The 24897-nt window shown below is 73.2% G+C and carries 24 protein-coding genes; 12 read left to right on the top strand and 12 right to left on the bottom strand.

Annotation, left to right across the window (positions count from 1 at the left end):
• Nucleotides 1–31: 31 nt before the first annotated feature.
• Together ABT112_RS07855 and ABT112_RS07850 are read left to right on the top strand one after the other, a co-directional pair.
• The gene (locus tag ABT112_RS07855; RefSeq protein WP_351506738.1) at nucleotides 32–379 is read left to right on the top strand and encodes a PadR family transcriptional regulator; all 348 of its coding nucleotides are present in this window, start codon (nucleotides 32–34) and stop codon (nucleotides 377–379) included.
• The gene (locus ABT112_RS07850; RefSeq protein ID WP_351506736.1) at nucleotides 376–1086 is read left to right on the top strand and encodes a hypothetical protein; all 711 of its coding nucleotides are present in this window, start codon (nucleotides 376–378) and stop codon (nucleotides 1084–1086) included. The genes ABT112_RS07855 and ABT112_RS07850 overlap by 4 nt, the downstream gene beginning before the upstream one ends.
• A 197-nt stretch (nucleotides 1087–1283) precedes the next feature.
• Here ABT112_RS07850 and ABT112_RS07845 read toward each other — a convergent pair whose 3' ends face one another.
• Complete coding sequence (locus ABT112_RS07845) at nucleotides 1284–1643, bottom strand: hypothetical protein (RefSeq protein ID WP_351506735.1); 360 nt, start codon at nucleotides 1641–1643, stop codon at nucleotides 1284–1286.
• 498 nt (nucleotides 1644–2141) lie between these two features.
• Between ABT112_RS07845 and ABT112_RS07840 the strand changes: the two genes are divergently transcribed.
• On the top strand, nucleotides 2142–3164 hold the full coding sequence (locus ABT112_RS07840; protein WP_351506733.1) for a class I SAM-dependent methyltransferase: 1023 nt from the start codon (nucleotides 2142–2144) through the stop codon (nucleotides 3162–3164).
• Nucleotides 3165–3350: 186 nt separating this feature from the next.
• Here ABT112_RS07840 and ABT112_RS07835 read toward each other — a convergent pair whose 3' ends face one another.
• The 4 genes from ABT112_RS07835 to ABT112_RS07820 form a co-directional block, all read right to left on the bottom strand.
• Nucleotides 3351–3611, bottom strand: coding sequence for a hypothetical protein (locus ABT112_RS07835; protein ID WP_351506731.1), 261 nt, complete (start codon nucleotides 3609–3611; stop codon nucleotides 3351–3353).
• A 342-nt stretch (nucleotides 3612–3953) separates the two neighbouring features.
• Nucleotides 3954–5288, bottom strand: coding sequence for a type III PLP-dependent enzyme domain-containing protein (locus tag ABT112_RS07830; RefSeq protein WP_351506729.1), 1335 nt, complete (start codon nucleotides 5286–5288; stop codon nucleotides 3954–3956).
• A gap of 273 nt (nucleotides 5289–5561) precedes the next feature.
• Nucleotides 5562–7223: a PucR family transcriptional regulator gene (locus tag ABT112_RS07825; protein WP_351506727.1), complete on the bottom strand. Its 1662-nt coding sequence runs from the start codon at nucleotides 7221–7223 to the stop codon at nucleotides 5562–5564.
• A gap of 295 nt (nucleotides 7224–7518) precedes the next feature.
• Nucleotides 7519–8937 (bottom strand): alpha/beta hydrolase, encoded by a 1419-nt coding sequence (locus ABT112_RS07820; protein WP_351506725.1) that lies wholly within the window; start codon nucleotides 8935–8937, stop codon nucleotides 7519–7521.
• Between the two features lie 624 nt (nucleotides 8938–9561).
• On the opposite strand from ABT112_RS07820, the gene ABT112_RS07815 reads away from it, so the two are divergent.
• The 3 genes from ABT112_RS07815 to ABT112_RS07805 all read left to right on the top strand — a co-directional run bounded on the left by ABT112_RS07815 (nucleotide 9562) and on the right by ABT112_RS07805 (nucleotide 11394).
• On the top strand, nucleotides 9562–10323 hold the full coding sequence (locus ABT112_RS07815; RefSeq protein WP_351506723.1) for a hypothetical protein: 762 nt from the start codon (nucleotides 9562–9564) through the stop codon (nucleotides 10321–10323).
• A 135-nt stretch (nucleotides 10324–10458) separates the two neighbouring features.
• Complete coding sequence (locus ABT112_RS07810; protein WP_351506721.1) at nucleotides 10459–10824, top strand: PH domain-containing protein; 366 nt, start codon at nucleotides 10459–10461, stop codon at nucleotides 10822–10824.
• Nucleotides 10825–11061: 237 nt separating this feature from the next.
• A complete protein-coding gene (locus tag ABT112_RS07805) occupies nucleotides 11062–11394 on the top strand; it encodes a putative quinol monooxygenase (RefSeq protein WP_351506719.1) in 333 nt (110 codons plus the stop codon).
• Between the two features lie 318 nt (nucleotides 11395–11712).
• Here ABT112_RS07805 and ABT112_RS07800 read toward each other — a convergent pair whose 3' ends face one another.
• Both ABT112_RS07800 and ABT112_RS07795 read right to left on the bottom strand, forming a co-directional pair.
• Nucleotides 11713–12456, bottom strand: coding sequence for an HAD family hydrolase (locus tag ABT112_RS07800; protein WP_351506716.1), 744 nt, complete (start codon nucleotides 12454–12456; stop codon nucleotides 11713–11715).
• A gap of 330 nt (nucleotides 12457–12786) precedes the next feature.
• A complete protein-coding gene (locus ABT112_RS07795) occupies nucleotides 12787–14202 on the bottom strand; it encodes a S41 family peptidase (protein ID WP_502975280.1) in 1416 nt (471 codons plus the stop codon).
• A 154-nt stretch (nucleotides 14203–14356) separates the two neighbouring features.
• Here ABT112_RS07795 and ABT112_RS07790 point away from each other — a divergent pair, with 154 nt between their 5' ends.
• Nucleotides 14357–14539 (top strand): hypothetical protein, encoded by a 183-nt coding sequence (locus ABT112_RS07790; protein WP_351506714.1) that lies wholly within the window; start codon nucleotides 14357–14359, stop codon nucleotides 14537–14539.
• 198 nt (nucleotides 14540–14737) lie between these two features.
• On the opposite strand, the gene ABT112_RS07785 is transcribed toward ABT112_RS07790, so the two are convergent.
• The gene (locus tag ABT112_RS07785; protein WP_351506713.1) at nucleotides 14738–15466 is read right to left on the bottom strand and encodes a peptidoglycan recognition protein family protein; all 729 of its coding nucleotides are present in this window, start codon (nucleotides 15464–15466) and stop codon (nucleotides 14738–14740) included.
• A 305-nt stretch (nucleotides 15467–15771) separates the two neighbouring features.
• On the opposite strand from ABT112_RS07785, the gene ABT112_RS07780 reads away from it, so the two are divergent.
• A complete protein-coding gene (locus ABT112_RS07780; RefSeq protein WP_351506711.1) occupies nucleotides 15772–16062 on the top strand; it encodes a hypothetical protein in 291 nt (96 codons plus the stop codon).
• A gap of 15 nt (nucleotides 16063–16077) precedes the next feature.
• Here ABT112_RS07780 and ABT112_RS07775 read toward each other — a convergent pair whose 3' ends face one another.
• Entirely contained in the window at nucleotides 16078–16878 is an 801-nt protein-coding gene (locus ABT112_RS07775) for a VOC family protein (protein WP_351506709.1), read from the bottom strand.
• A 524-nt stretch (nucleotides 16879–17402) separates the two neighbouring features.
• Here ABT112_RS07775 and rsgA point away from each other — a divergent pair.
• On the top strand, nucleotides 17403–18509 hold the full coding sequence (gene rsgA, locus ABT112_RS07770) for a ribosome small subunit-dependent GTPase A (RefSeq protein ID WP_502975277.1): 1107 nt from the start codon (nucleotides 17403–17405) through the stop codon (nucleotides 18507–18509).
• A 158-nt stretch (nucleotides 18510–18667) separates the two neighbouring features.
• Here rsgA and ABT112_RS07765 read toward each other — a convergent pair whose 3' ends face one another.
• From ABT112_RS07765 to ABT112_RS07755, 3 genes are read right to left on the bottom strand one after another with little or no spacing between them, the layout of a single operon-like run.
• Nucleotides 18668–18937 carry an acyl carrier protein gene (locus tag ABT112_RS07765; protein WP_351506705.1) on the bottom strand — a complete coding sequence of 90 codons (270 nt, stop codon included), beginning with the start codon at nucleotides 18935–18937 and terminating at the stop codon, nucleotides 18668–18670.
• Nucleotides 18938–18950: 13 nt separating this feature from the next.
• Nucleotides 18951–20069, bottom strand: coding sequence for an HAD-IIIC family phosphatase (locus tag ABT112_RS07760; protein WP_351506704.1), 1119 nt, complete (start codon nucleotides 20067–20069; stop codon nucleotides 18951–18953).
• Nucleotides 20066–22123, bottom strand: coding sequence for a GNAT family N-acetyltransferase (locus tag ABT112_RS07755; RefSeq protein ID WP_351506702.1), 2058 nt, complete (start codon nucleotides 22121–22123; stop codon nucleotides 20066–20068). Before ABT112_RS07755 ends, ABT112_RS07760 begins: the two co-directional genes overlap by 4 nt.
• Before the next feature lie 919 nt (nucleotides 22124–23042).
• Here ABT112_RS07755 and speD point away from each other — a divergent pair.
• From speD to ABT112_RS07740, 3 genes are all read left to right on the top strand, one after another.
• Nucleotides 23043–23423, top strand: coding sequence for an S-adenosylmethionine decarboxylase (gene speD / locus ABT112_RS07750; RefSeq protein WP_351506700.1), 381 nt, complete (start codon nucleotides 23043–23045; stop codon nucleotides 23421–23423).
• A gap of 414 nt (nucleotides 23424–23837) precedes the next feature.
• Nucleotides 23838–23999, top strand: coding sequence for a DUF3073 family protein (locus ABT112_RS07745; protein ID WP_502975276.1), 162 nt, complete (start codon nucleotides 23838–23840; stop codon nucleotides 23997–23999).
• Nucleotides 24000–24446: 447 nt separating this feature from the next.
• Nucleotides 24447–24897, top strand: a 451-nt coding sequence (locus ABT112_RS07740) for a 4'-phosphopantetheinyl transferase family protein (protein ID WP_502975275.1), incomplete at its 3' end; no start/stop codon positions are given.

Genomic DNA, 24897 nt, shown 5'->3' with positions numbered 1-24897 from the left:
TGCAAGACTCTTGCTGTGTAAGGTACTGCGCATGGAGGAGACATCCGCTCCACGCGCCCAGTGGCTTCGAGGCGTGCTGGACATGTGCCTGCTGGCACTGATGGCGGAAGCCCCGATCTACGGATACGAGATGACCGTCCGGCTCGGCGAGGCAGGGCTGGACGTCGCCGACGGGTCGATCTACCCGGCGTTGGCACGCCTGCGCAAGCGCCAGCTGGTCGAGGCGGAACGTCGTACCGGGGAGGGGGGCCCCGCCCGCACCTACTACCGGCCCAGCGAAGCCGGCCTGCAGATGCTCCGGTCATGGAGCCGCGACTGGCACGCGTTTGCCACGAGCATCGGCTCCATCGTCACCCACACCACGGAGAAAGAACCATGAGCATGACTGTCGAAACCGCGATATCCCAGGCCATCGAGACATGGCGCCGCCTCGGAGTCGGCGAGGAAGCAACCGCCGAGATGGCCGAGGAACTGGCCGCCGACCTGACCGCCGCGGCCCTCGACGGCCGGGACGCCGCCGACTACCTCGGGGGTGATGTGGACGCGCTCGCCACGTCCTGGGCGGTCGAACGCGGGCTTCTGCCCCTGCACCTGCGCCTGAAGGAGACAGCAGTCGCCGCGGCCAAGGGAGCCGTCGCGCCGGCCGTCCTCGCGCTGGGATTCTGCTACGTGTCGTGGAGCCACCTGCTCGACCCCTGCTCGGACTTCAGTCTCGGCGGCGAGGCGAGCACCTGCCGCGCCACGCTCGACGCTCCCTGGATGTGGGTCGGTTGGGTCCTGTGCGCAGTCGTGGCGTTCTTCCTGATCCGACGCACCGTACGGGTGACGCTCCAGCGCCATCTCGCCGCCCGGCGGGAGGCGACGCTGCACGCCCTGACCAGGACCGTTGCACCGATCATCGTGGTGGCCGCCCTGGTGGGCGGGGGGATCGGTCTGCTGGCACCGGCCGTGTTCGGGTACTTCGCCATCCTCGGCTTTCCGGTGGCCCTGGCCGGGATGCTCGGGACCGTCGCAGCGGGAGTCGCCCTGGTCCGGTACCGGACGTGCCCGACGACGGAACACCCGGCCGCGGCGACTCCGCAGTAGTCGGCGGCGCGCGGGCAGCCGGACCCGTGAACTGCGGCCGCTGACGCGGGTGCTGATGCGAGCGCTGATGCGGGTGCTGATGCGGGTGCCGGAGCTCATCGGCCCGCCGGCCTTCGAGGCCGTGGTGGCGGCCCGCCCCCGCACGGTGCTGCGCGGCGGGAGTGGGCCGTCACGACGCCGGCTTCACCCCTGCCGTGTCAGCAGCGGTGGAGCGAGCCCGTCCGGCCCGTGATGTTCCCCGCGGACACCCAGCCGGTGTGGTCCGTGCCGCCGACGCTACCGAAGATCCACTCGCTGCCGCGGGTGTTCTTGTAGGAGCACCAGAAGGAGAACCGGGTGCCCGAGCGGTAGGACTTTGAAGCGCAGTCCGAGTAGGGCTGCTCGAAGACCGGGGTCCTCCCCTTCAAGCGTCCGGAGCCGCTCGAGTTGTTCTTCACCACGTATGCGGCGTCGCAGTGGCCGCCGGCGACGGCCTCGGAGGTGCCGAGTCCCACGAAGGACCCTCCGAGAAGTGCGCCGACCGTCAGCGCCGTCGCGGCGCGTTTCCGCAGCTCCATGTGAAATCCCCCGTAGTACACGTGTGGAACGAAAGAACGTGATCACCTGAACGCGGTGATCACCTGCCCGCGTCAAGCTACCCGCCCGTCCGGCGCGCCGAGGGCCCCGAGGGGCATGATCAGGACAGGCCTCCCCGAGGGCTCGACCGGCGGGTGTACGGGCCCGAAGCCGCCGCTCAACGCCCGGGCGGGCCATGCCCCCTGGCCACACCCCTCCCCGCCCTAACGCGCTATTTGGCGCGTTTAAGTCCCTGGAGACACCGGGTGGCATCGGAGACTGGCCGGCCGCCTTCCGTTCGGCACCCCGGGGATGCTCGGCAGGCACGCAGGGCTGCGGTGAATCCCCGTCCGGCTCCCTGCGCCCGCGTCTTGGGCGGGCGAACCGCCGCCGGCTCCGGCGCGCGGAGCCCTCGCCCCGGTACCTATCCTTTTGATGCCGATATCGACCGATCGGGCGTGGAGTGCGGAGGACCGACCGGCGGCAGCGAAGGGGGCGGCATGCCTGCACCACCAGCGACGCCGGGACCCGGGCGGGACGGGCAGGACGGACGGGGCGACCGGGGCGGCCGTGCTCCGGGTGATCGGTCCCCGGGGCGGAACGGTTCTCCGGAGCGGAGCGGCCCTCCCGGATGGAACCGATCTCCCGGGCGGAACGGCTCTCCCGGGCGGTACGGATCTCCCACGCGGAACGGCTCTCCCGGGCAGTACGGGGAGGACGCGTTCGAGCCGGACGTCCCCGGCGAGTCCGAGCGCATCGACTACGGCGCGCTCACCTACGACCCGCTCACCCGGGCGCGCCTGCTCGCTCTCGGAGTGGCGCCCGGGTGGCGCTGCCTCGATGCCGGCGCCGGGACCGGGACCGTGTCCCGTTGGCTCGCCCATGACGTCGGAGTGGCCGAAGTGGTCGCGGTCGACCGGGACATCCGGTTCCTCAGCGATGCCGCCGACGCCACCCTCCGGCCGTTGAGCGCCGATGTCACGAACCCGTCCTTCGACCCGGGCCGCTTCGACCTGGTGCACACGCGTTTTCTGCTGATGCACCTGCCGGGCCACGAGCAGGTGCTGTCCCGGCTCGCGGGACTGGTGGCCCCCGGTGGATGGCTGCTGGTCAGCGACGCCGTCGAGTTGACCGCGGACGCCTCGCCGGACGCGCCGAACTCACGGGCCTCGCCGGACGCGCTGGACTCACCGGACTCGCCGTACCGGGCGGCCATGCGGGCCATGTGGCAGGCGCTGCGGGAGACCATCGGCACGGACATCGGCTGGGTGCCGGGGTATCCGCGACGGCTGCGTGCGGCCGGGCTGACCGACGTCGGCGCCGAGGTGTACGTACCGCCGCTCGGCCCCGGGCGGCCGATCACCGCGTTCTGGCTGGAGACCTGGGCCCGGCTGCGCGGCCCGATGCTCGGCACCGGCCTGGTGGACGCCCGGACGCTCGACGCGGCCGAGGAGTCGCTGGCCTCGGGCTCCTGCACCGGCCTCTCCCCCGGAATGATCTCCGCCTGGGGCCGGCGGCCGTGACCGGACAGCCGGCCCTGCGGGCGGCCCCTGCGCCCCGGGCCGCCGGAGGCATGCACGGCACCCCGGTCCGGCGACCGTCGTGCCGCCGGGCGGCATCGGCGCTGCTCGGGCCGCCGATGACCAGCGCGTTCGGCTTCTCGGGGTGACCGCTGCCGGTCGGGACCTCTGGGTGCTGTCGTCGGACTCCTAGCGGGTCTGCGCCCACACCGCGAGCAGGCCCACCACCGCCGTGCCCGCTCCGTAACAGGCACCGCGCAGGAACTGGTCGGCCGCGACCCTCCGGCGCCGGAAGAGCCAGCCGGCCAGCCCCCGCCCCGAGCGCCGGCTGCGCGCCGCGGCTGCCGCCAGCCGCCGGGCTACGGCCGTCCGGAGCGGGATCGGCGGCTGTTCCGTCGGACCCCCTTGCGGGGTGCTCGGACACCCCCGTGGGGTGTGCTCGTCATGCACGGTCTTTGCACCTGCTTCCTCTGTGTCGTGGAACCGGAGGAGGATGGGTCGGGCCGCCCTGGGGCGGGCGGGTGGATCGGGGAGCCCTGCGGGGGATCGCGGAGCCCTGGAGGGTGGGTCGGTGCATCGGGCGCGGGCCGGGGACGGCCGCACGCGCTGATGACCGGCCGGGTACGGCATCCCGGCCCGGTGGCCCGTGCGGGCGTCCCGGCCCGACGCTCACTCCGGGCGTCCGGTCCGGTGTCGTGAAGGGCATCCCGGCCCGACGGTGTGCCGGACGGCCCGGCCCGGTGGCCGGCCGGCTCCCGGCCCGGTGGCCGTGCCGGGACCGCCGGGAGCACGTCAGGAGACCGGAAGCGCCGGTGCCGCGGTGGCCAGGGGGCGCGTACCGGCCGCGGCGAGCAGCTGCTCCACCGTCTGCGCCGGGCGGATGAGCCGGAAGGTGACCTGCCCGTCGGCGTCCACGCGCACGCCGTGCACGGCCGGCGCGGGGAGCGAGTTGTACAGGAACGGCGTGGAGAAGTAGTAGGCGCCGGTGTCCGGCAGGACGACGATGTCGCCCACGTCGAGGAGGGGCAGCGGCCGGTTGCGGGCCAGCAGGTCCCCGGCGAAGCAGCACGGCCCGGCGATGTCCTGCCGCGTCGTCCGCCCGTGCTTGGCGGCGCCGCGGGAGTCGTGGGCGTCGACCCGCAGCGGCCAGGCGTCGGGGGCGAACACGGTCCGGGTGGCGACCTGGGCGCCGGCGTGGGTGATCGCGACCGGCCGCCCGCCGACGGTCTTGGTGTACTCGACATAGGCGGCGGTGAAGCCGTTTTTCGCGAGGAGCGAGCGCCCGAACTCGGTGACGATCTCGTACGCGCCGGTGAACAGGGCGGGCGCGTGCGCCCGGAGCCGGTCCACGTAGGCGGCGAAGCCCGGGGTCACCTCGTCGCTCCGGAAGTTGACCGGGAGCCCGCCGCCGATGTCGATGCCGACGACCTGGGGGTGGCCCAGGGTCTCGTTGATCTCCTCGGCGAACTCCACGGCGCGGGCGATGCCCTGGGCGATCAGGTCCAGGGGGCAGCCCTGCGAACCGACGTGAGTGTGCACCCAGGTGAGCCAGGGGCGGTCCCGGTAGGCGTCGAGCAGCCGTTGCCGGTTGCCGGGGTCCTCCAGCGGGATGCCGAACTTCGAGGTGCTGGTGGCCGTGCTCATCGCCGCGATCGCACCGCCGCCGACCTGCGGGTTGACGCGGATGCCGAGCCGGGAGGCGGACGGCCGGTCGGCCAGGAGCCGGTCGATGCGGGCCAGTTCCTGGAAGCTGTCGGCGTTCACCGCGACACCCAGGCGCAGCGCCTGCTCCAGTTCCGCCACGGTCTTGGCGGGGGCGTCGTACACGATGTCCGCGGGGTCGAAGCCGGCCGCCAGCGCCTGGGCCAGCTCGCCGGCGCTGGCGACCTCGCACCCCATGCCGTTCAGGCACAGCTCCTCCAGGACGGGAACCAGGCAGTTCGCCTTGGCCGCGAAGGCGTGCCGGACCGGGAGCCCGTCGGGGAACGCGCCGTGCAGGGCCGCGACGCTCTCGGCGATGCCGTCGAGGTCGACGAAGCCGGCCGGCACGGCCGTTCCGGGGTCGAGCAGTCCCTGTTCGACGGCTGCCCGCAGGATCTGTTCGCGCCGTTCTGCCGTCCTGCTCATGGGGACTCCTCCGAGGTCGATGTCCTGGGCCGCCCGCCGACCGCCGACCGTCCCGCTGGTCGCTCGTAGCCGGGCGTGCCATCAGGTTCGCCCCGGTCCGGTGGCCGGGTCTTCGTGGCGTTCCCCGGACTTTCCCGGCCGCGTTGTCGGCGCAGGGCAACGGCGGGACGGTGGCACGCGGTTGTGGTGCGGGAGGACTACGGCGGCGGGCCGGCGTCGTGCGCCGGCACCAAGGACGAAGGAGCCGGCCCCGTCACCCGGGAACGTTCCCCGTCACCCGGGACGTTCCGCTTCGCCCCCGCCGTGGGCGAGCAGGCGCAGTTGCAGGTGGGCCAGCAGGCGGGCGTCGGGGTCGCGCAGGTCGATGCCCGACAGCTCGGTCAGCCGACGGATGCGGTAGCGCAGGCTGTTGGCGTGCACGCCCAGCACCCGGGCGGCGGCTGGCACATCACCGAAGTGGTCGAGATGCACCCGCAGGGTCTCCAGCAGGGTGCCGCCGCCCTGCTTGGCGTCGAGCGCCACCAGCCGGGCCACCGGGGTCTCCGGGGCCGGGGCCAGCCCCTCCAGCGCGTCCATGACCTGGTTCAGGGCGACCGCCTCGGCCACCTCGCTCGCGAAGGCCACGGCACGGTTCCCGCCGGCCGACACCAGGGCCCGTACGGCCAGTTCGGCCGACCGCCGGGACTCGGGCAGCTCCGCCAGGGCTCCGACGACCGTGCCGAGACCGATCCGCACGGCCGTGCCGAACACCTCCGACAGCTGCCGCGCCAGTGCCGTGCCCAGCCGTGCCACCTGGTCCTCGGCCCGCTGCCGGGCCGGATCCAGGGTGCCCAGCAGCACCAGGGCGCCCCCGTCGAGCGTCACCACCACGGTCTGGTGGCCGTACGCGGTGCACTGGAGCCCCAGCAGGCTCGTCAGCTTCCCGTGGTCGACGCCGCCCGGAGCGTTCCCGGTCCGTACGGCGAGGACCGCGCAGTGTCCGTGCGGCGGGAAGGCGGCGCGCTCGGCCAGCGCCTCGGCGGGCCCCCGCCCGTCCAGCAGGGCGCGGGCCGCCTCCTCGACGAGCCGGGCCTGCCCGCGGTGGCAGCGGTGATGGACCAGGTGCACGGCGGCCATCCGGGCCGCCGACCGGAGGGTGTCGGCGGCGTCGGGTGCCAGCGAGCGGCCCGCGGCGGCCACCCAGATCGACCCCAGCACCTCGCCGCCCGCCCGGACCGCTACCACCAGCCGCTCCGGGTTCTCCCCGTGCTCGGGGCGGTGGATGACGTCCCCCGAGCCCCACAGGGCCCGGAAGAAACCGGCCTCCTGCATCGCGGCGACACGCCACTGGGGCACCCGGCGGCCGAGGATGGTCCGCCGGCGCAGTTCGTCGACGTCCTCCTCGGTCGAGGAGTAGGCCAGGACCCGGGATTCCATGTCCTCGACGGTCACGGACCCGCCGACCAGGGCGGCCGTCGCGTCGGCGAGGGCGTTCAGGTCGCCCAGCGCCACCCCTGCCAGCGCCGGATCGGCGGGGAGTCCCACCGAGAACAGGCCCGCGCGCAGCTCGGCCATCAGCTTCGTCCAGCTGAACCACGCGGTGCGGAACAGCACGGCCGTCCCCGCGTCCTCCGCGGCGGCCCGCAGCGCCGCGGGCGCCGGCCCCGTACCGCCCCGCCCGAAGACCACCGCGACCGTCCCCGCCCGGCCGGCGTCCCGCACGCAGTCGACCGCGAGCGCGGACTGCGGATCGATCCCCACCGCCAGCAGCACCTGCCCGGGCGGAATCCCGGGCTCCAGCGGGTCGAACAGCGTGACGCCCGCGACCGGCACCTTCAGGCCGCGCGGAGCCACGCACAGCTCCAGCGCCCCGGTGCCCATCACCGACAGCAGGCTCTCCAGCGTCGGTTCGGACGCGGTGTCGTCGTCCGGCCCGAGCGTTCCGTTCACCGTCATCCGGCTCCCCCTCCGCCAGCACCCCCAGTAACGGTGAGTTTAGAAGTCGTTACATGATCGGGGAGGGGGAAGGGCGTATCGGAGGTGACCTCCCGTCAGGACGGGAGGTGGGGGCGGGCAGTGGACGGGCCTGCCCCGCCCGCCCGCTGCTCCTGGTCGCCCGGGGACGGACCGTTGTGCGGGCCTGGTCAGGGCCTGGCTGGAATCCCTTCCCCGGATGAGGCGGACGCGCAAGGCCCGCATCGTCGGAGGCAGGCCCGGTGGTTCACCGACCGACCCGCCCGGGCCGGGGGCGTCACCGGCCCCGCGCCCGTTCCGCGCCGCAGACCGTGTCACGGTCCGGGCGCTCGCCGGTCGTGAGGAACGCGGTGACCGTACGGTCGCCGCACGCGTTGCCGTTGTCCAGGTAGGCGCCGTGCCCGCCCCGGTCGACGGTGACCATGCGGGCCCGTCCGCCGAGGGCCTCGCGCATCCTCCGGGCCCCGAAGTACGGAGTGCCGGGGTCCCGGAGGTTCTGGACCATCAGGATGTTGGACGGGCCGTCACCGGTGATCCGCGTGGGCTTCTCCACCGGCGCGTCCTTCCAGAAGGCGCACGCCGGCACGCTCGCCGGCATTCCCGCCGTGAGCGGGTGCCGGGCGCGGTCCGCGGCCACCGCACGCCGGTACGCGGGGACCGACGTCGGCCAGCGCACGTCGTTGCAGACGGTCGCCATCGTCGCCGCGGCCTCCGCGTCCGGCAGGGGACCGGCGACGTCGGGCGGCAGAACGGGCGTGGCGTCCGGGTCCCGGGCGTCCCTGATCAGCCGGGCCAGGGCGGGGAACGCGTTGTCGCTCTCCAGGGCCACCTGCATCGCCTGCCGCAGCCGGTTGCCGGTGAGCGGGACATCCGGCACGTTCGACCGCTTCGGCTCGCGGTCCAGCCGCGCGGCCAGGGCCAGGAACCGCGGCCGTACGTCCTCGGGCCGCCGGGCGAGCCGGAGCCCCTCGTCCTCCCGGGCGGGGTCCGCCGCCCAGGCCGCGAAGTCGGGGAAGCGGTCGTCCGCACCCGCCGCGGTGTTCCGCCGCCAGCCGTAGGCGACCCGGGCCGGATCGGGGTCCCCGGCGCTGTCCAGGACCCAGCGGTCGGTGTGCTGCGGGTACTTCTGGGCGTAGACCGCCCCCACATAGCTGCCGTACGAGACGCCCCAGGCCGACAGCGTCCGCTCGCCCAGCGCCCGGCGGAACCGGTCGATGTCGCGCACCTCGTTGGCGGTGGTCATGCTGCGCAGCACGGGGCCGCCGTGCCGTTCACACGCCTCGGCGACGCGCCGGGCGCGGGCGACGTTCCCCGTGATGCCGCCGTCCGGATCCGGCCAGGCGAGCAGGTTCACCAGATGCCGGTCGTCGGGGTCGAGTTCGCAGCTCGCCGTCGTACTGCCGCCGACGCCACGCGGGTCGAGGCTGACGAGGTCGTAGGCCCCGGCCGTCGCCTTCCGCAAGGCCTCGCCCTTGCGCCGCAGGTGCTGCACCCCGGATCCGCCCGGCCCGCCGGGAATCATCAGCAGCGTGCCCCGCCGCGCGGCGGGCTCCTCGCTGCGCAGCCGGGTCACGGCGAGGGTGAGCCGCGGACCGTCCGGGTCGCGGTAGTCGACCGGCACGGGCAGCGTGGCGCACTCCTGCCCGGCGGGGCCGTCGGGCGTCGCGCAGGGCTTCCAGTCGAGGCCGGGTAACACGGCCGGGGCGTCGGCACGGGCAGCCGTCGGGGTTCCGGAGGCCGGGGTCCCGGCAGCCGGGGTCCCGGCAGCCGGGGTCCCGGTAGTCAGGGCTCCGGCAGACAGAGCCCCGGTAGTCAGAGCTCCGGCAGACAGGGCTCCGGCGGTCGAGCTTCCGGACGTCGAGCTTGCGGACGTCGGGGCCGCGGGGCCGGCGCCGGTGGCCGGGGCGGCCGAACCCAGGGTGCCGGCGACCGCGGCGAGAGCGAGCAACAGGGGTGTTCGCATGCGTGGTGTCATGCCGCAAGCGTTGTTCCCCGGGGTGTCCGGTGACCATGGAGCAGCCCAGCCACCGCGGGCTGGTGCGGTCCCCACCCCGGCCCGGGGGACCGCGGGGCCCTTCCCTGCCACGCCCGCTCGGGGCGTCACCCCGGACGGATCCGCACCCCGTGGGAGGACCGCTTCGCACCGCGCCGGGGGCCGCCCCTCCTCCGCCCCGGCACCGGCCCCGCCCTCCCCGGGCCACTGCCGTCCGCGGGCCACTGCCGTCCGGCCCCGCCCGCTCTACGCTGGAACCGGAGCCGGAACAGGGTTCGAAACGCGGAGCGGGGCGAACCCACGAGCCGACCGCGCGGGGTGATGCCGATGCTCGACCTGTCCTCCGCTCTGTCGGACCTCCCGACGGCACGGGACCGCGCGCCCTGGCCGCACCACGAATACGTACAGGGCTGGGGCGTGTTCGGGCTGCCCTTCGACTCCGGGCACGTCCTGGCGCTGCGCGTCTTCCCGGAGAACTCCTTCGCGCCCTACCGCACGCTGTGGCACCGCGACCCGGCCGGCAGCTGGTCGATCCATGTCGACGGCCCGCGGCTGGACACGGCCTGCCCCCGGTACTACGGCGCCGCCTGCGACCGGACCGGATTCGCCCGCATCGGTCTCACCTGGACGGGTCCGGCGTCCCTGCGGGTGACCGTGGACGCGCTCCGCCTGGACTGGAGTCTCACCGCCTCGTCCACCCGGCTTCTCGATGTGATCAACGCGGTGGGCGCCGCCCTGCCGCCCGCCACGTGGCGACCGCGCGCCCTGGTCCGGGCCCGTGAACTGATGGCCCGCGCCCTGGGCATGGGCGATCTGCGGCTGACCGGGGTGATGCCGAGCGGCCACCGGGGGATCCTCATGCCACGACGGATGTACTTCGTCGAGGACTCCCGGGCCGTGCTCGACGGCGCCGACCTCGGCCGGCCCGTCCGGCTGCAGCGGAACCCACGGATCGGCGACGCGCCGCTGCCGGCCCGCGGTGTCCTCGCCATCGGAGGCGCGGCCTGGCCGATCGTGGACCGGGCGGGTTACGAACGCACCCGCGTCGAGACCGCCCGTAGCACCGGACTCGCCCACCCGGCCGACTGACCCGACCGCGCACGCGGCCATACGCGGGCCGAACAGCACTGCTGTGCGGGGACGTTGAAAGGGACGCCCTTCGCCCCGCACCGGTCCGGTATACAGTGCGAAGATCGTGCAACTTTGACCACGCGGGGGGCCGTCATGGCACTGTTCGGGAACGCGCACACCATCGATCCGGCGACGGCACAGCAGGAGTACGCGCGGCTGCTGGGGCAGGGCGAGCAGGTGCACGCCGCCTTCCTGCTGATCCGGGACACCATCCTCTTCACGGACTACCGGCTCATCCTCGTCGACAAGCAGGGGATCACCGGCAAGAAGGTGGAGTACCACTCCGTTCCGTACCGGAGCATCACCCACTTCGCGGTGGAGACCGCGGGCACCTTCGACCTGGACGCGGAGCTCAAGATCTGGCTCTCCGGCAGCGCCACGCCGATCCAGAAGACGTTCACCAAGGGCGTCGACATCTACGAGGTACAGGCCATCCTCACCCAGTTCGTGGCCCGCTAACCGACGGGCGGAACGCGGGAATCCGGTGCGGACGCCCGCGCCGGATCCTCAGGGGCGGACCTCCGAGTCGAACCGCATCGGCGAATCGCATCGGCGAACCGTATCTCCGCCGGTCAGCGCCCTGCGCGGGGTGGGGCGCGGTGCTGCGCGCCGGGCTCGTGGACCTTGGTAGCGTGCGTGCACGAGACGAGGAGGCGGCGCGCGGACCGGGTGCGCGGTCCAGACGAGAGGAAGCCGATGATCTTCATCACCGCCAAGTTCAGGATCCGTCCCGAGGACGCCGACCGCTGGCCGGAGATCGCCGCGGACTTCACCGCGGCCACCCGCCGCGAGCCGGGCTGCCTGTGGTTCGACTGGTCCCGCAGCATCGAGGACCCGACGGAGTACGTGCTGGTCGAGGCCTTCCGGGACGGCGACGCGGGCGCGGCCCACGTGCAGTCCGAGCACTTCCGGACCGCCCAGCGGACCCTGCCGCCGCACCTGGCCGAGACCCCGCGCATCGTGAACGCGGACATCCCGCAGGACGACTGGTCGCTGCTGGGCGAGATGGCCGTTCCCGGCGGGGAGTAGCCCGCCCCGGCGGGGAGCGACCTGATCCGAGCGGCCCCGCTCCCGGCGGACGGCCGGTATCGGCACCAGAGCCCCGGGCCATCGACCCGGGGCTCCACTGCTTCACTCACCGCACGCGGCCGAGCTGCGGATCCGCGGATCTGCCGCCCTGCCGCCCTGCCGCTCGGTCTCTCTGCCGCTCTGCCGCACGGCCTCTCTGCCGTTCTGGCTCTCCGCCGTTCTGGCTCTCCGCCGGGCGGTTCGGCGACTCCGCGGGTTCAGCGGCACGACCCGTCGGCCCCGGCCCCGGCCCCGGGTGCCCGGGTGCCCGGGCAGGGCTCAACCGGCCTGGACGGCAGCCGCGTTCCCCTTCGGCAGACGCGGCAGGGACGGCAGGGAGGGCAGCTGCGGCAGATGGGCGAGCGCCGTGATCAGCCGAGCCGGCATGTAGGCGGGCCAGTTACGCCGCCCCACCAGGTAGGGCACGTACCCGAGGTCCCGGCTGGCCTGTATCTCGTCGTCGGTCTCCGCCTGGTACACCATCCGGCAGCCCCCGGCGGCGTCCCTGGCCCGCTGCCACAGCGCGGGCGCGGGCTTCCGCTCCTCCTCGGTGCGCGGGGTGAAGATCCGGTCGCCGAAGTCCGCCCAGTCGAAGGGGCGCGACCCCTTCCAGTCCTTGTCGATCACTCTCTTCAGCTCCGCGGCCCGTTCCGCGTCGGTCGCGCCCCAGGAGGACGGCACATTGGTGATCAGGCCGACAGGAATGTTGCGGGCGCGCAGCGCGCGCAGATGCGCGGCGGCTCCCGGCATGTAGCTGATGCTCTTGTCCTCGGCCGTGTGCACCAGCGTCTCGCCGAGGTCGAAGTACACGACCACGCACCGGCCGCCCCGGCCGGAGTCGGTGCGGGTGCCGGTGTGGGTTCCGGAGTCGGTGTGGGTGTGGGTGTCGGGGTGCGCGTCGGTGGCCGTGCGGGGTAAGCGCTCGGCGGCGCCCGCGGCGGTGGCCGACAGGGTCATCACCGCCACACAGCCGAGAGCGAGCAGCATCCGGCCGGTGATCCTCCGAGCGGAGGTCTTCTTCATGGGACTGCCTTTCCGTGGGGGGCTCCAGATCATATGCGCGCCATGTCCACGTCATACCCGTGTACGCGGAAATCTCTTCCGTGGACGTCCCCTTCCGGACCGCCCTCCGCGCCACCCGCTCCCCACGGCTCCCTCCCCCTCCGCACGGCACACACGGCCACCCGCCGCGGCGGGGGCGCGCTCGACCCCCGTGCGCCGAGCGCGCCCCCGGGTCCCCTCCCGGACTGGCTCCCTCCCGGACTGGCTATCGGACCAGACCGGCTCCCTCCCGCACCGGCCCGGAAGAGTTCGGAAGGGTTCGGCAGGGTTCGGGGAGTTCGACGACCCGACCTAGGACCGGTCGTCGGGACGCCGCCGCAGCACCGTCAGCGCACGGTCGAACGCGGAGTCCCGGCGGTGCGCGAACTCCGCCTCGGTGAAGACGGGTTCGGCGAGGTGCGGGGGAACCCCTGCGCCGTCGAAGGTGCGGCCGGAGGAGGTGAGGAACTCCTCGTTGGGCACGCCGACGGTCCAGCCGTTCGGCAGAGCGCGTCCCATGACGTCGGAGAACACGCCCTGGGTGGGCTCCCCGATGCGGACCGTCCGCCCCGGCCGGTCCATCAGGGCCTGGGTGAAGGTCTCCCCCGCGCTGATGGTGCTGCCACCGGTCAGCACGGCGACGGGGCCCGTGAAGCGCGGCGCGTCGGCGGGCCGGACGTACACCGGCCGCGGCTCGGTGTGCCGGGACGGATCCGCCGGGTCGTTGCGGGCGCGCTTGGCGTACGCGAGGTGGGTGCGGTCGGTGAGGCGGGAGGCGAGCCGGAGCCCCAGCGCGTCGTAGCCGCCGCCGTTGATCCGCAGGTCGATGATCAGGCCGCGCATGCCGCGGGTGCGCTCCGGCGTGAGGACCGCGTCCAGGGCCCGGTCGAGCTCCTTCCGGTGCGCGGCGTAGCCGGGGTGCCGGTCGTCGGTCCAGCCGGAGAAGCTGGACAGGCGCAGATAACCGAGGCCTCCGGGCAGGTCGGCGAATCCGATGCGCCCCCGGGCGAACGTCCGCAACGGGCGCCCGCCGAGGTCCCGTTCCTGGATGTACGCCGTGACATCGCGGTCCAGGTCCGGGCCGGGCAGGGTGGTGCCGGGGCGACTCGTCCCGAAGCGACGGCCGGGGCCGCCGTCGATGCTGACGTGGGCGTCGTGGAGCGGCTCAATCATCTTGCGGAAGACGGCGAAGAGTTCGTCGTCGGTGGTTCCGGCGTGCACCTCGGGCCGGTAGCGGTCCCGTACCGCCTGCCAGTCGATGCCCTTGGCCGCGAAGAACGGATAGTTCTCCTCGAGGCTCCGCCAGAAGACGTCGAAGGCGGCCCGCGGGTCGTCGGGGACGGGCCGGGTGCAGGCGGCGGGCAACGCCCCGATGCGCCGCAGGCCGCGGTCGCCCGCAGACCCGTGCACCTGGAACGACGCCCGGGAGGGCCGAGGTCCGGGGCCGACGGTCAGCGTGCCGGTCTCGTCGTCGGACAGCGCGAAGCGGACGGCCCGGGAGCCGCTCCCGCCCTCGTCCGTACTGCGCCCGCTCATCCCGCGCAGACAGCTGACCGCCGTGGTCTGGTACTCCCGCAGCCGACCGCGGTGCACGGCCAGAACGGTGCCGTAGCCGTCCATGCGCCAGACGCCGTCCGTCGGCCGGCCCGCCACCGCTCGGCCGGTGGCCGCTGTCCCTCCGGCGGTAGCTGTCCCTCCGGCGGTCGCCTTCCGCCCGGGCGTTGTCATCCCCCCGGTGGTCGCCGTCCGCCCGGTGTCCGCCGCCGTGGGGCCGGCGGGCAGCAACGATCCGGCGGCGGCCAGCAGCAGCACCGCTGCCAGCCCCGTGCCCGCCGCGCTCCTCCTGGCCTCCTCGGTCTTCTTGGTCTTGGTCTTGGTCTTCTTGGCCAAGCGCCTCTCGGCCTTCTCGGCCCGGGCCCGCCCGGACGTCGCGGTTCCCCCGGACGTCGCGGTTCCCCCGAACAGCGTGGCCCTCGCGGACGTGGTGGTTCCCCCGGACGCAGTGGCTCTCCCGGACGTGGTGAACCGGCTGGTGATGCGCATGGAAAGCAAGCCCCGTTCGTGAGTCGATGGGTGGTCGGTCACCCACCGCCATGCTTCCGGGACGGGTATCTGCCGGGTAATGACGGCAGCAGGCGGAAACGGAGGGAGAACACCGCCCCTCAGGCATACGTGCGCGCCACACCCCCGCCCGTCCCCCGTGCCTCGTCGTACCTCGGTCCTTCCGTACCTCAGCCCTTCCGCGCCTCAGCCCTTCCGCACCTCAGTCCTTCCTCATGCGGGCCACGGTGTCCCTGATCGCGGGCAGCCGGTCGTACAGCGCGTCGCCCGGACAGCGGGTCTGGTGGCTGTCCCGGTGCCCGGAGATCACATGGAATTCGGCGGTGGCGCCCTTCCGGTACCGGCTCTCACCGTTCGTCGAGACCAGCCGTACGGTGCCCCGTGGATCGACGCCGGGCCGCAGCTTCCACGCGGCGAGCTTCGCCATGCCCTCCAGGAGCGGCTTCGGCACGGTCACCCCGGCCCCGAAATTGCCCAGCGCGGCGATGCCCACGCTGTCGTCGTTGAACCCCTGGGTGTGGGCACCGTGCACCGAGCGTCCGATGCCGCCCGCCCGGCCCTCGTAGATGTTGCCGCAGCGGTCGACGACGAAGTTGTAGCCGATGTCGTCCCAGCCCTCGACCCGGATGTGGTCCATCTGCAGCGCCCGGAGCATGGCCGGGACGTCGGCGCAGTCATAGCCGTTGGGATGTCCGGTGTGATGGATGAAGACGGCGTTCACCGGACCCGTGTACGTCGCCCGGTGCCGCACCATGTGCTCGTCCGCCCGCCACACCGACCGTTTGACGATGGCGGGCTGCGGGGCCGTGTGCGGCGCGGCCGGGCCGACGGCAGCGGGTTCCGGCGGCAGCAGCCGCACGGGGGCATCACGCATCACCAGCAGAGCCAGCGGCAGCACCACGGCGCCCAGGGCGAGTCGTCGGGACCACATGGCACCACCCTGCGCCCGAACAGCCGTTCCGGGCCGGTGGGCGAGCCATTCGGGTGACGTCCGGCCGCCCGCACCGGCACCGCCGCGGTTGCGGTCCGGTCCGTGCGGCACCCCGCGCCGGCCCCCGGCACCCGCCCCGGACCGCACCCCCGGGCCGGGGACGCACCCCCGGGCCCGGGGACCGCGACCGAACGGGCAGCGGCCCGCCCCCGCTCGGCCGCCCCGGCGCCCGCATCCCAACCCCCCTGCCGCTCCCGGCCATTGCTCCGGGGTCACTTCTCGGCCACGGGCTACGATGCCGGATCATGGAGATATACGCCGTGTACGTGCTCATCGCCGTGGTGATCCTGCTGAGCGCAGGAATGGAGCGCAGGATTCAGCGGATCGACCGCAAGGTCACCCGAATGGACCAGAAGCTCGATGTGATCCTCGGCCACCTCGGTCTCCAGGCCGCGGGCCCGGATCTCCACCGGGTCGAGGCGCTGCTGCGGGAGGGCCGGACGATCTCCGCGATCAAGGCCTACCGGGAGATCACCGGTGCCGACCTGAAGAGCGCCAAGGACGAGGTCGAGCGCATGGCGGCGCGGCAGGGCTGAGGCCGGGCACCGCGCTCAGGCCGCCACCTCGCTCGGGGTCAGCACCACGAAGTCCGCACCGGCCGGGTCCAGGCAGACCGCCAGCCGGCCGACGCCCTCCGCGTCCTCCGGCCCCATCTGCACCGTGCCGCCCTTCTGTCTGACCCGGGCGACCGTGGCGTCGCAGTCCGCGGAGGCGAACACCGGGTGCCAGTAGGGACGGCCCCCGGCCGCCGTCAGCTGCTCGGCCGGGAGCTGCATCAGTCCGCCGTGCATCCGGTCCGGGTTCAGCCCGGCGGGCGTGATCAGCCCGTAGGCGCCCTCGCCGCCCGGCAGCTCCATGTCCTGGAACTGCCAGCCGAAGAGGCTGCCGTAGAACTCCTTCGCCGCGGCGGTGTCCGTGGTGTACAGCTCGGTCCAGCACAGGGATCCCGCTTCGTCCACCGCCTCCAGACCCCTGTTGCTCTGCGGCTGCCACACCGCGAACTGGCCGCCCTGCGGGTCGGTGAACTGGGCCAGCCGGCCCATGCCGTCGGCGTCGAGCGGAGCGACCCGCACCGTGCCGCCCAGCCGCTCCACGGACTGGGCCGCGGTGTCCGCGTCCTGGGTGTGGAGGTAGATCATCCACGCGGACCGGGCGCCCTCCTCGGTGAGCGGGCCGATCGCGCCGACGGCCTTGCCGTTCAGCCGGAAGAGGCCGTACTGGCCGCCCTCCGGGTCGTAGGACTGGAAATCCCAGCCGAAGACCGAGGTGTAGAAGTCGGTCGCGGCGGCGACATCGGGGGCGCCCAGATCGATCCAGCAGGGGGAACCGGGCACAAAGTCAGTGGTGATCACGGCTATTCCCTTCGCACGTCCCATACGCGCATCCATGAGGAGGAGAGCTGGTGGTCAGCTCGGTACTCAGCGTGACACCCGCCACTGACACTCGCCCGTCAGCCACTCCGCCCGGCACCCCGAACATCACCGCCGGCCGCCGCGCCGCACGGCCCGGCCGCACGTCACCCACCGTCCCGCCGCCGCCCTACGCAGCGTCACCAGGGGCTCGTCCACCGCGAAATGGCCTCGCGGAGGTGCCGGGGCCCGGCACTACACTGCTCCGCATGCGGCCGCCCACGGGCTGTCGTGCCGTCCTCGACCGAGGCCGAGGTGCGTCCGGGCACCGGAGCCGAGCGGTCACCGTTCCCGCCGGGCCGAGGTGCCGCCGCACCCGGCGGTGCCAGAGCCTGTGGAACGGCGGCAGGGGGTGCCGCGGCCGTCGTCACGGCGGGCGCCGCCGCATCCGGAAGACCGAACCGCCCCACCCCGTAGTCACCGGCGGGAACGTCCGCCGCCGGAGCCGCCCGTCGAAGGGTCCCGTGTTGAACCGTGCCGCCGCCCCGACCCCGCTGACCCGCTACGGCTGGACCGACGCGCTCGCAGCGGAGTTCGCCCCCCACGCCGCCGACGGGCTCGTCCCCGGCCGCATCGTGCGGGTCGACCGCGGCCGGTGCGAGGCCGTCGCCGACGCGGGCGAGGGCCTGCTGACCCTGCACGCCGACACCGGCCCGGTGACCTCCCCGGACCCGGTCCGGAACCCGTGCACCGGCGACTGGGCGGCCATCGACGCCGAGTGGCGGACCGTCCGGGCGCTGCTCCCGCGCCGCACCGCGTTCATCCGCTCCACGTCCTCGCAGCGGTCCGAGGGCCAGGTCCTGGCCGCCAACGTCGACATCGCCCTCATCGCCGTCTCCCTCGCCGCCGAGCTGGACCTCGGCCGGGTCGAACGCTTCGTCGCACTGGCCTGGGAGAGCGGCGCGGAGCCCGTGGTGCTGCTCACCAAGGCGGACGTGGTGCCCGACGCCATCGGCCTGTCGTATCTGACCACCGATACGGAGGCCGCCGCTCCGGGCGTGCGGGTGCTGCCGGTCAGCGCGGAGAGCGGGCTGGGCATCGAGGTGCTCACCGAGCTCCTCGGCGGCGAACAGGGCCGGACGGCCGCCCTCCTCGGCCAGTCCGGAGCCGGGAAGTCCACCCTCACCAACGCTCTGCTGGGGCACGAGGTGCAGGACGTCCGCGCCACCCGCGACAGCGACGGCAAGGGGCGGCACACGACGAGCACCCGCGATCTGCTGCCACTGCCCGCCGGCGGTGTCCTCATCGACACCCCGGGGCTGCGCGGTGTGGGGCTGTGGGACGCGGAGGACGGCGTCGCCCAGGCCTTCGCCGAGATCGAGGAACTCGCCCGCGACTGCCGCTTCCACGACTGCTCGCACACAGTCGAACCCGGCTGCGCGGTGCTCGAAGCGATCGACGACGGCACGCTGCCGGAGCGGCGGCTGGAGAGCTACCGCAAGCTGGTCCGGGAGAACGAGCGCATCGCCTCCCAGAGCGATGCCCGGCTGCGCGCCGACATCCTCCGGGAGTGGAAGCAGAAGCGCGCCCTGGGCCGTCACATGATGGAACGCAAGCGCGGCCCCCAGGCCTGACACCCCGCGCCGGGCCGGGCGTTGACCTGCCCCGGCCCGGTCCGCTCCCGCACCGCCCCGACCCGCTCACCGCCCCGGGACACCGCTTCCCCCGGCCCCCGGCCGACCCGCTCACCGCCCCGGGCCACCGCTCTCACCAGCGCCCGGGCCGACCCCGCTCACCGGTACGCGGCCACGAAGTCCCGGAGGGTGGCGATGGACTGGAGGGAGTCCAGGTTCAGGTCCTCCTCGGCCACGTCCACCCCGTAGCGGGCCTTGATGCCGCGGAGCAGGGCGGCGCCGGCCAGCGAGGACAGCGCGATCTCCGGCCCGAAGAGTTCGGTGTCGGCGGGCAGCCGGTCGACGGCCTCCCGGTCGGTCCGCAGGGCCTCGGCGAGCAGCGCGCGGATGGTCCGCTCCACCTCGGTCGTCGTCATGTACTGCGCCATCGTCGGCGTCTCCTTACCGGCCGGTAATGTCCAGCCACGACGGGTTCTCCGGCAACGGCTCCTCCAGCGAACGGCCGAGCGTGACCGGGCCGCCCTCCGCCCTCGCGTCGTCGGTCACCCGCAGGCCCGCCTGCCGGAAGAGCAGCCGCAGTTCGACATTGGCCGAGGTCGGACGGGAGTCCACCCGGAACTCGGCGGCGCCGGACTCCGCGGCCCGGTCCATCAGCCAGCGCAGGAAGCCCAGTGACACCCCGCGGCCGGCGACCCGGCAGGACAGGGCCAGCAGCCGGACCCACCAGGCGTCGGCGGTGTGCTCGACGAGCGCGGCGCCGATCAGCCCGTACTCCCCGAAACGGTCCTCCAGCCGGGCGACCAGCAGGGCGTGCCCACCGTCCGCCGTCAGCTTCCGGACGCGGTCGGCGTCCAGGGGCAGGCCGGACGAGTTCAACCGGTGTGTGCGGGTGGCCAGTTCCACGGCCCGCGGCAGGTCGTCGTCGCTCGCGGTGCCGACGGAGAGCCGCATCGCGCAGGAGCGGAGGAACTCCTCCCGGGTTCCGGCGAACTGCCGCCCCGCGTCCTTCCGGACGGCTTCCGTCCGGTAACGCCGGACACGTTCCCGGGCGTCCGCCGTGAGCGGACCGGAATCGAGGCCGTCGAGCAGGTCCGGCACCTGTTCCGGAGCGATGGCCGCCACCCCGGGCAGCATGGTGGCGACCTCGGCCCGCTCATAGGGGCTGTCGTCGACCAGCAGCAGCGCGTCCGTCCCGATGCCCAGCTCCTCGGCGATCAGGCGCAGCGATTCGCTCTTGTCCTGCCAGCCGACCTGCGGCGCGACGAACCGCTCGGCCACCTCCGCGTCCGCACGCAGCGCTTCGAGGACCGACGGCGCGGTGCGGCTGGCGATGCTGCTCAGCACGCCGCGCTCGGCCAGCCGGTCGATGGTGCGCAGGACCCAGGGCCGGAAGGCGGGCAGCACCTCGGTCTCGGACTCGACCGCCACTCCGTCCCAGAGGGTGCCGTCGAGGTCCCAGACGACGCACTTCACCCGGTCGAACGCGACGGCGCCGGTCCCGCCGTCACCGCCCGCCGGACGGGACTGCGCACCATCGGCCGGATGCACCGGGTGACTCATCGTCCGGCCCGCCTCACCTCGGCCAGCTGCAGCTTCATGGCCATGTGGGTCGACTCGAAGCCGTACTTCCGGTAGAGCGTGCGCATCGGCACGTTGCCCACGTGCACCTTCCCGACCACCTCGATCAGTTCGTGCTCGACGGCGAACGCGAGCCCTTCCGCGATCAGCAGTTCGCCGACCTCGGCCCGCTGCTCGATCGGCGCCACGGCGAGGGAACGGAAGTTGGCGTACCGGTCGCCGGTCATCGTGTTCTGGTTGATGCTCATCCACAGCCAGCCGACGGCCGTGTCGTCGTCCGGACCGCAGGCCACGTACATGCCCGCACGGGACTTCTGCATCGCCCGGGACAGCCGCGACCGGTGCCGCTCGGGGTTGTCGACCGCGGCGTCACCGAAGGAGATCCGGGCGATCTCCGCCTCGAAGGCGGCGATGGCGTCCAGGTCGCGCTCATCGGCGGGCCGGGTCACGAACGGCGCGGCCCGCTCCCCGACGCTCGCCAGCACCTCGCGCGCCACGGGCGGCTGCCAGACGACGGTGCGCTGCCCGGCCACATCCCGCGGAAGCACGGGCCCCGAAAGCGGGGACCCCGGAAGCGCGGACTCCGGAAGCACGGGCTCCGGAAGCTCGGCCCCCGGAAGCTCGGCCCCCGGAGCCACGGTCGCGGAGACGGACAGCGGAGCCTGCTCGACGGCAGCAGCCGATACGGGGGCCGAGGCAGGCGCCACCGGCTCGGATCCACCGAAGGACGTCGCACCGGACGTCGCACCGGGCGCCGCACCGGACACCGGATCGGCCCCCGGGCCGGACGCCGGCTCCGCGGGCGGGCGGACATGCGGAATGTCCCCGGCCGCCGGACCGTCACCGGCCCCGTTGCTGTCACGGGCCCCGCTGCTGTCACCGACACCGTTGCCATCACCGGCACCATTGCCATCACCGGGCCCGGCACCGTCCCCGGTCGCCGCCATGCTGACCAGCTGACGCGGCTTGAAGGGGCCGCCGCCGCACTGCGGGCAGCCGTCGGCGCGCAGCGCGCCGACCGAGCTCCACCGGGCACCGGGTCCGACCGGCGTACGGGCCTCGCAGGACACGCACTCGTACTCCCGCTGCCGGGACCGCTTGTCCCGCGTGTAGAGCGGTCCGCCGTAGCTGCCGCCCACCGACGCCTGGGTGGCGCTGGTGGTGAGCAGGTGCTGGATGAATCCGGTGCCGCCGAGGATCCCGCTGCCCTCGTACTCGTTGAAGTTGCGGATGAACCCGTTGACGACGAGCCCGAGATCCATGATCTCCTGCTGGACCTCCAGCATCTCGTTCGGGCTCTTGGCGCCGAAGGAGAAGAAGATGCTGTTCGCGGCGCCGGGACGCAGCCCCTCCACGGCCCGGGAGAGGAACAGCTGTGCGCCTTCCGGGGTGTAGGGCGGGTCGGTCATCGCCGCGTCGAACCGGCCGTGCAGCACCTCCGGCAGCGGCTGCCGCAGATCGTGCTCGACCGTGTCGACCCTGGTCTTGAACCCGGCGGAGACCTCCGCGATGTGGCCGAGGATCTCCGGGGAGATGTCGACGACGGTGACCCGCTCCACCAGCGGTGAACCGAGGACCTCCCCGACGACCGCGACGGCGAGCGAGATCGTGTCGTCGTCGCCGACCAGCAGCAGGGAACCGCCCGGCAGCACGCCCGCCCGGAGCAGTGCCAGCACCCTGCGCACCTTGGTCTCCGGGGTGCACAGCGACTGGTCCAGACTCATGTCGGCCTGCGGCCCCGCCGCCATGATGGCGGTCAGCCGCTCCACGGCCTCGTCCAGCACGTCGGGGATGACCAGTTCCCGGCCCTCGCAGGTGCCGCAGGTCGGATCGAGCACCAGATCCATACCGAGCTCGGCGACGAGGGAGAGACCGGAGGGTGTGAGGCGAGAGGGCCGCTTCTCGGTCAGCATGCCCCGGCGGCGCAGTTCGTTGCCGACGGCGGCGACGATGGGGACCGGAATGCTGGTCGCGCGGCTGATGTCCTTGGTCGAGGCGGGCGCCAGTCGGCGAATCGCTCGCAGGACCGAACGCACACCCGGTGCGCCCTCCTGCAGCCTGACCGCGCCGGCCACCTCGTGCAGAACTCCCTCAGCCCCGAGGCTTCGTTCGCCCGAACGCGGGCCCGTCACAATAGGGTTCCAAATGTACGCATGATCTCGCAGTATAGATGAACGTCTGTGATACAGGCGCAGCCTGACGCCCCGTCGGGCGCCCCGGAGCAGGCGCCGGGCCGGGCGCCACTCACCCCGTGCGAGAGCCCCCGTCGGACCGTCCGGCGACACCGGCACGGCCACTGCGTCCGATCGTAGCGGCGTCCGCACGCCGCCGAGGCGATCTCCACCACACCGGCGCCGGGGCGTCGCAGCACAGCACGGCAGCGTGACAGCGCGGCACAGCGACGCGACAGCACGGCGGCAGGGCCGCGCCACTCGGCCGGCCTCCTGCCGTGCTCCCGGCCCGGCAGGCACGCCTCCTATTCCTGACGGAACATCAAAAGTATTCGGCAGCCACCCGCATCACCGCAAAGCGCGGTTTATGCAGGGCATTGACGATAAGCCGCCCGAGGCCGCGTTACCGCCCGCCCCCCGGCACAACACCCACCCACCGGCGGAAAGCGTCGCCGGCACCCGTCGGCCGCACCGGACCGGCCGGCACCGCACCCGGCCTCACCACCTGCGCCGCAGCCGCACCACCCGAACAGCTCCGCCCTCCGAGCCGTATCGCTGACGGCGACGGCGATTCAGATCGCTTATGCAGCAGTCGAGTTCGGTCCTGCCTGCGGTCCAGGTGGGACGATCTTCACGAAGGGCGACTTGGGGCATGGATGCTAAAATGGCGTCATCCGAGCGTCGGGCTGCCGCCTGTGTGGAACACCGCAACATCGCGTATCGGAATTCAGACCACAGCGAAAGGAGACGGGGGTCGACGCGTGGCGCGTGTCCCCCATCGCCCATGACGAACGACCTCGCCACCGGCCCCGAAGACATAAATGTCGACGACCTGTGCTCCTACGCGGTTGATGTATGGGTCGGTGACCCGACCATTCTGACGGATGAGCGCCGCCTTCTGGAGGTGCTCCGCAGCGCGGCCCAGAAGGGAAATGCGAAGGTCCTCGGGGAGGCCTCGCACGTATTCCCGAACGGCGCCGTGACGGCAATTCTCCTGCTGTCGGCCTCACACCTCAGCATTCACACCTGGCCGGAATTCAACCTGGCGAATGTGGACTTGCTCGCCTACGGCCGCCTCAATGGCGAGCGGATGATGGAGAGCATCGAGGTGGACCTGTCGCCCACCCGCATCAACGTCTCCCGCCTGCTGCGCGCCGTTCACTGAGCGTCACCCCTGGGGGGACGGCGCGGCTACCGGCGGGGGTGCGGGAGCGGGTGGAGCCGTCGGAAGCCCCTGCGGAGCACGTCGCCACGGGAACGGCGGGGAGCCGCCCGGACGGGCCCGGGCACCGCGACGCCGAGCAGGGCCAACGACTCAACTGAGGTCATACATCGCGCGGCTGACGACGCGAAACGACCCATCCGTCCCGCCCGGGGAGCGGGACGGTCGACGGGGGCGCGGGCGCAGGCCGGACGGCCGTCCGGGGCCCCTCTGACATGGCGTGGGTGTAGTGCACATGGTAACCTACGCTGCGTGACGTAAAAGACGAGCGGTTCCGTCGATGAGCCGGCCGCACCGCTCCTGTTCCGGGGAGATGCAGCTATGGGAAGTGGCCGCGCGCGAGCCAAGCAGGCAAAGGTGGCCCGAGAGCTCAAGTACTCGTCTCCCTCAGCGGACTTCGATGCTCTTCAGCGGGAACTCGGCAGCAAGCCGACGACCTCGGACGACAAGGAAGAGCGCGACCAGGACCGCGGCATCGCGGAATCCCGGAATCTCCGCCCCACGAGTGACGACGACTGAGCTGATCCTCGAAAGCTCAGCCTTCCTTCGATTTCCTCTCATGGTGTGCCATATTCCATGAGAGGAAATTCTTTTTCGGTACCGCAGTTTTTCCTCGCCGCTTCCGTTCAGTGGTGACACCTTCCGCAGGATGTTCCGAACGGAAGCGATCGGCGGAGCACAAGATTCCGCTTGGGTGGGAATTCCACCGGTCCGGTGTCGGGGCCCGGCACAGCGGACCTGCGCCGGCGAGTGGCGACGGGTGCCCCCGGACGGATCAGCGGCGGTGCACCGGGCGGGAGCGGACTGCCGCCCACGGCGACGGTTCGCCCCCTGCGGCCGGGCATCGACCGCGGAACGTCGGCCCCGGAACGTCGGATCGCCGGATGCCGGATCACGGAACGTCGGATCGTGGGGCGTCGGACCACGGGACCACGGGATGTCGGATCGAGGGAAGGGAGCGGGGCATTGACGGGCAGTTCGCTTCCGGACCGTGCCGTGCATGTGTGGTGGGCCGGGCTGGACGACGCGCACGACGGGCTGGCACGGCTCCTCGACCCGGTCGAACGGACCCGGCTCGACGCGTACGCCCGCCCGGACGACCGGCACCGGTTCCTGCTGGGCTGTGCCATCAGCCGGATCGCGCTGGGCGCGTACCTGGGGGCGGACCCCGCGGACGTCCCTCTCGTACGGCAGTGCCCGCAGTGCGGCGGACCGCACGGCAAGGTTCGCCTCCGGGGCGCGGAGGAGGCGGGCGGCATCCGGTTCTCCGTGACGCACGGCGGCCGGCTGGTCGGGGTGGCGTTCTGCCGGGCGGCCGAGGTCGGACTGGATGTCGAGCCCATCGATCAGGCGCTGGACGTCGACGCGTTGGCCCCCGACGTGCTGACCGGCCGCGAACTCGCCGCCCTGTCCGAGG

Origin of the sequence: Streptomyces sp. NPDC002055, from assembly GCF_040296705.1 — a bacterium.
GTDB lineage: Bacteria > Actinomycetota > Actinomycetes > Streptomycetales > Streptomycetaceae > Streptomyces.
Note: the sequence above shows the minus strand (reverse complement) of the source record. Positions and strands in the feature narration are given on the sequence as shown.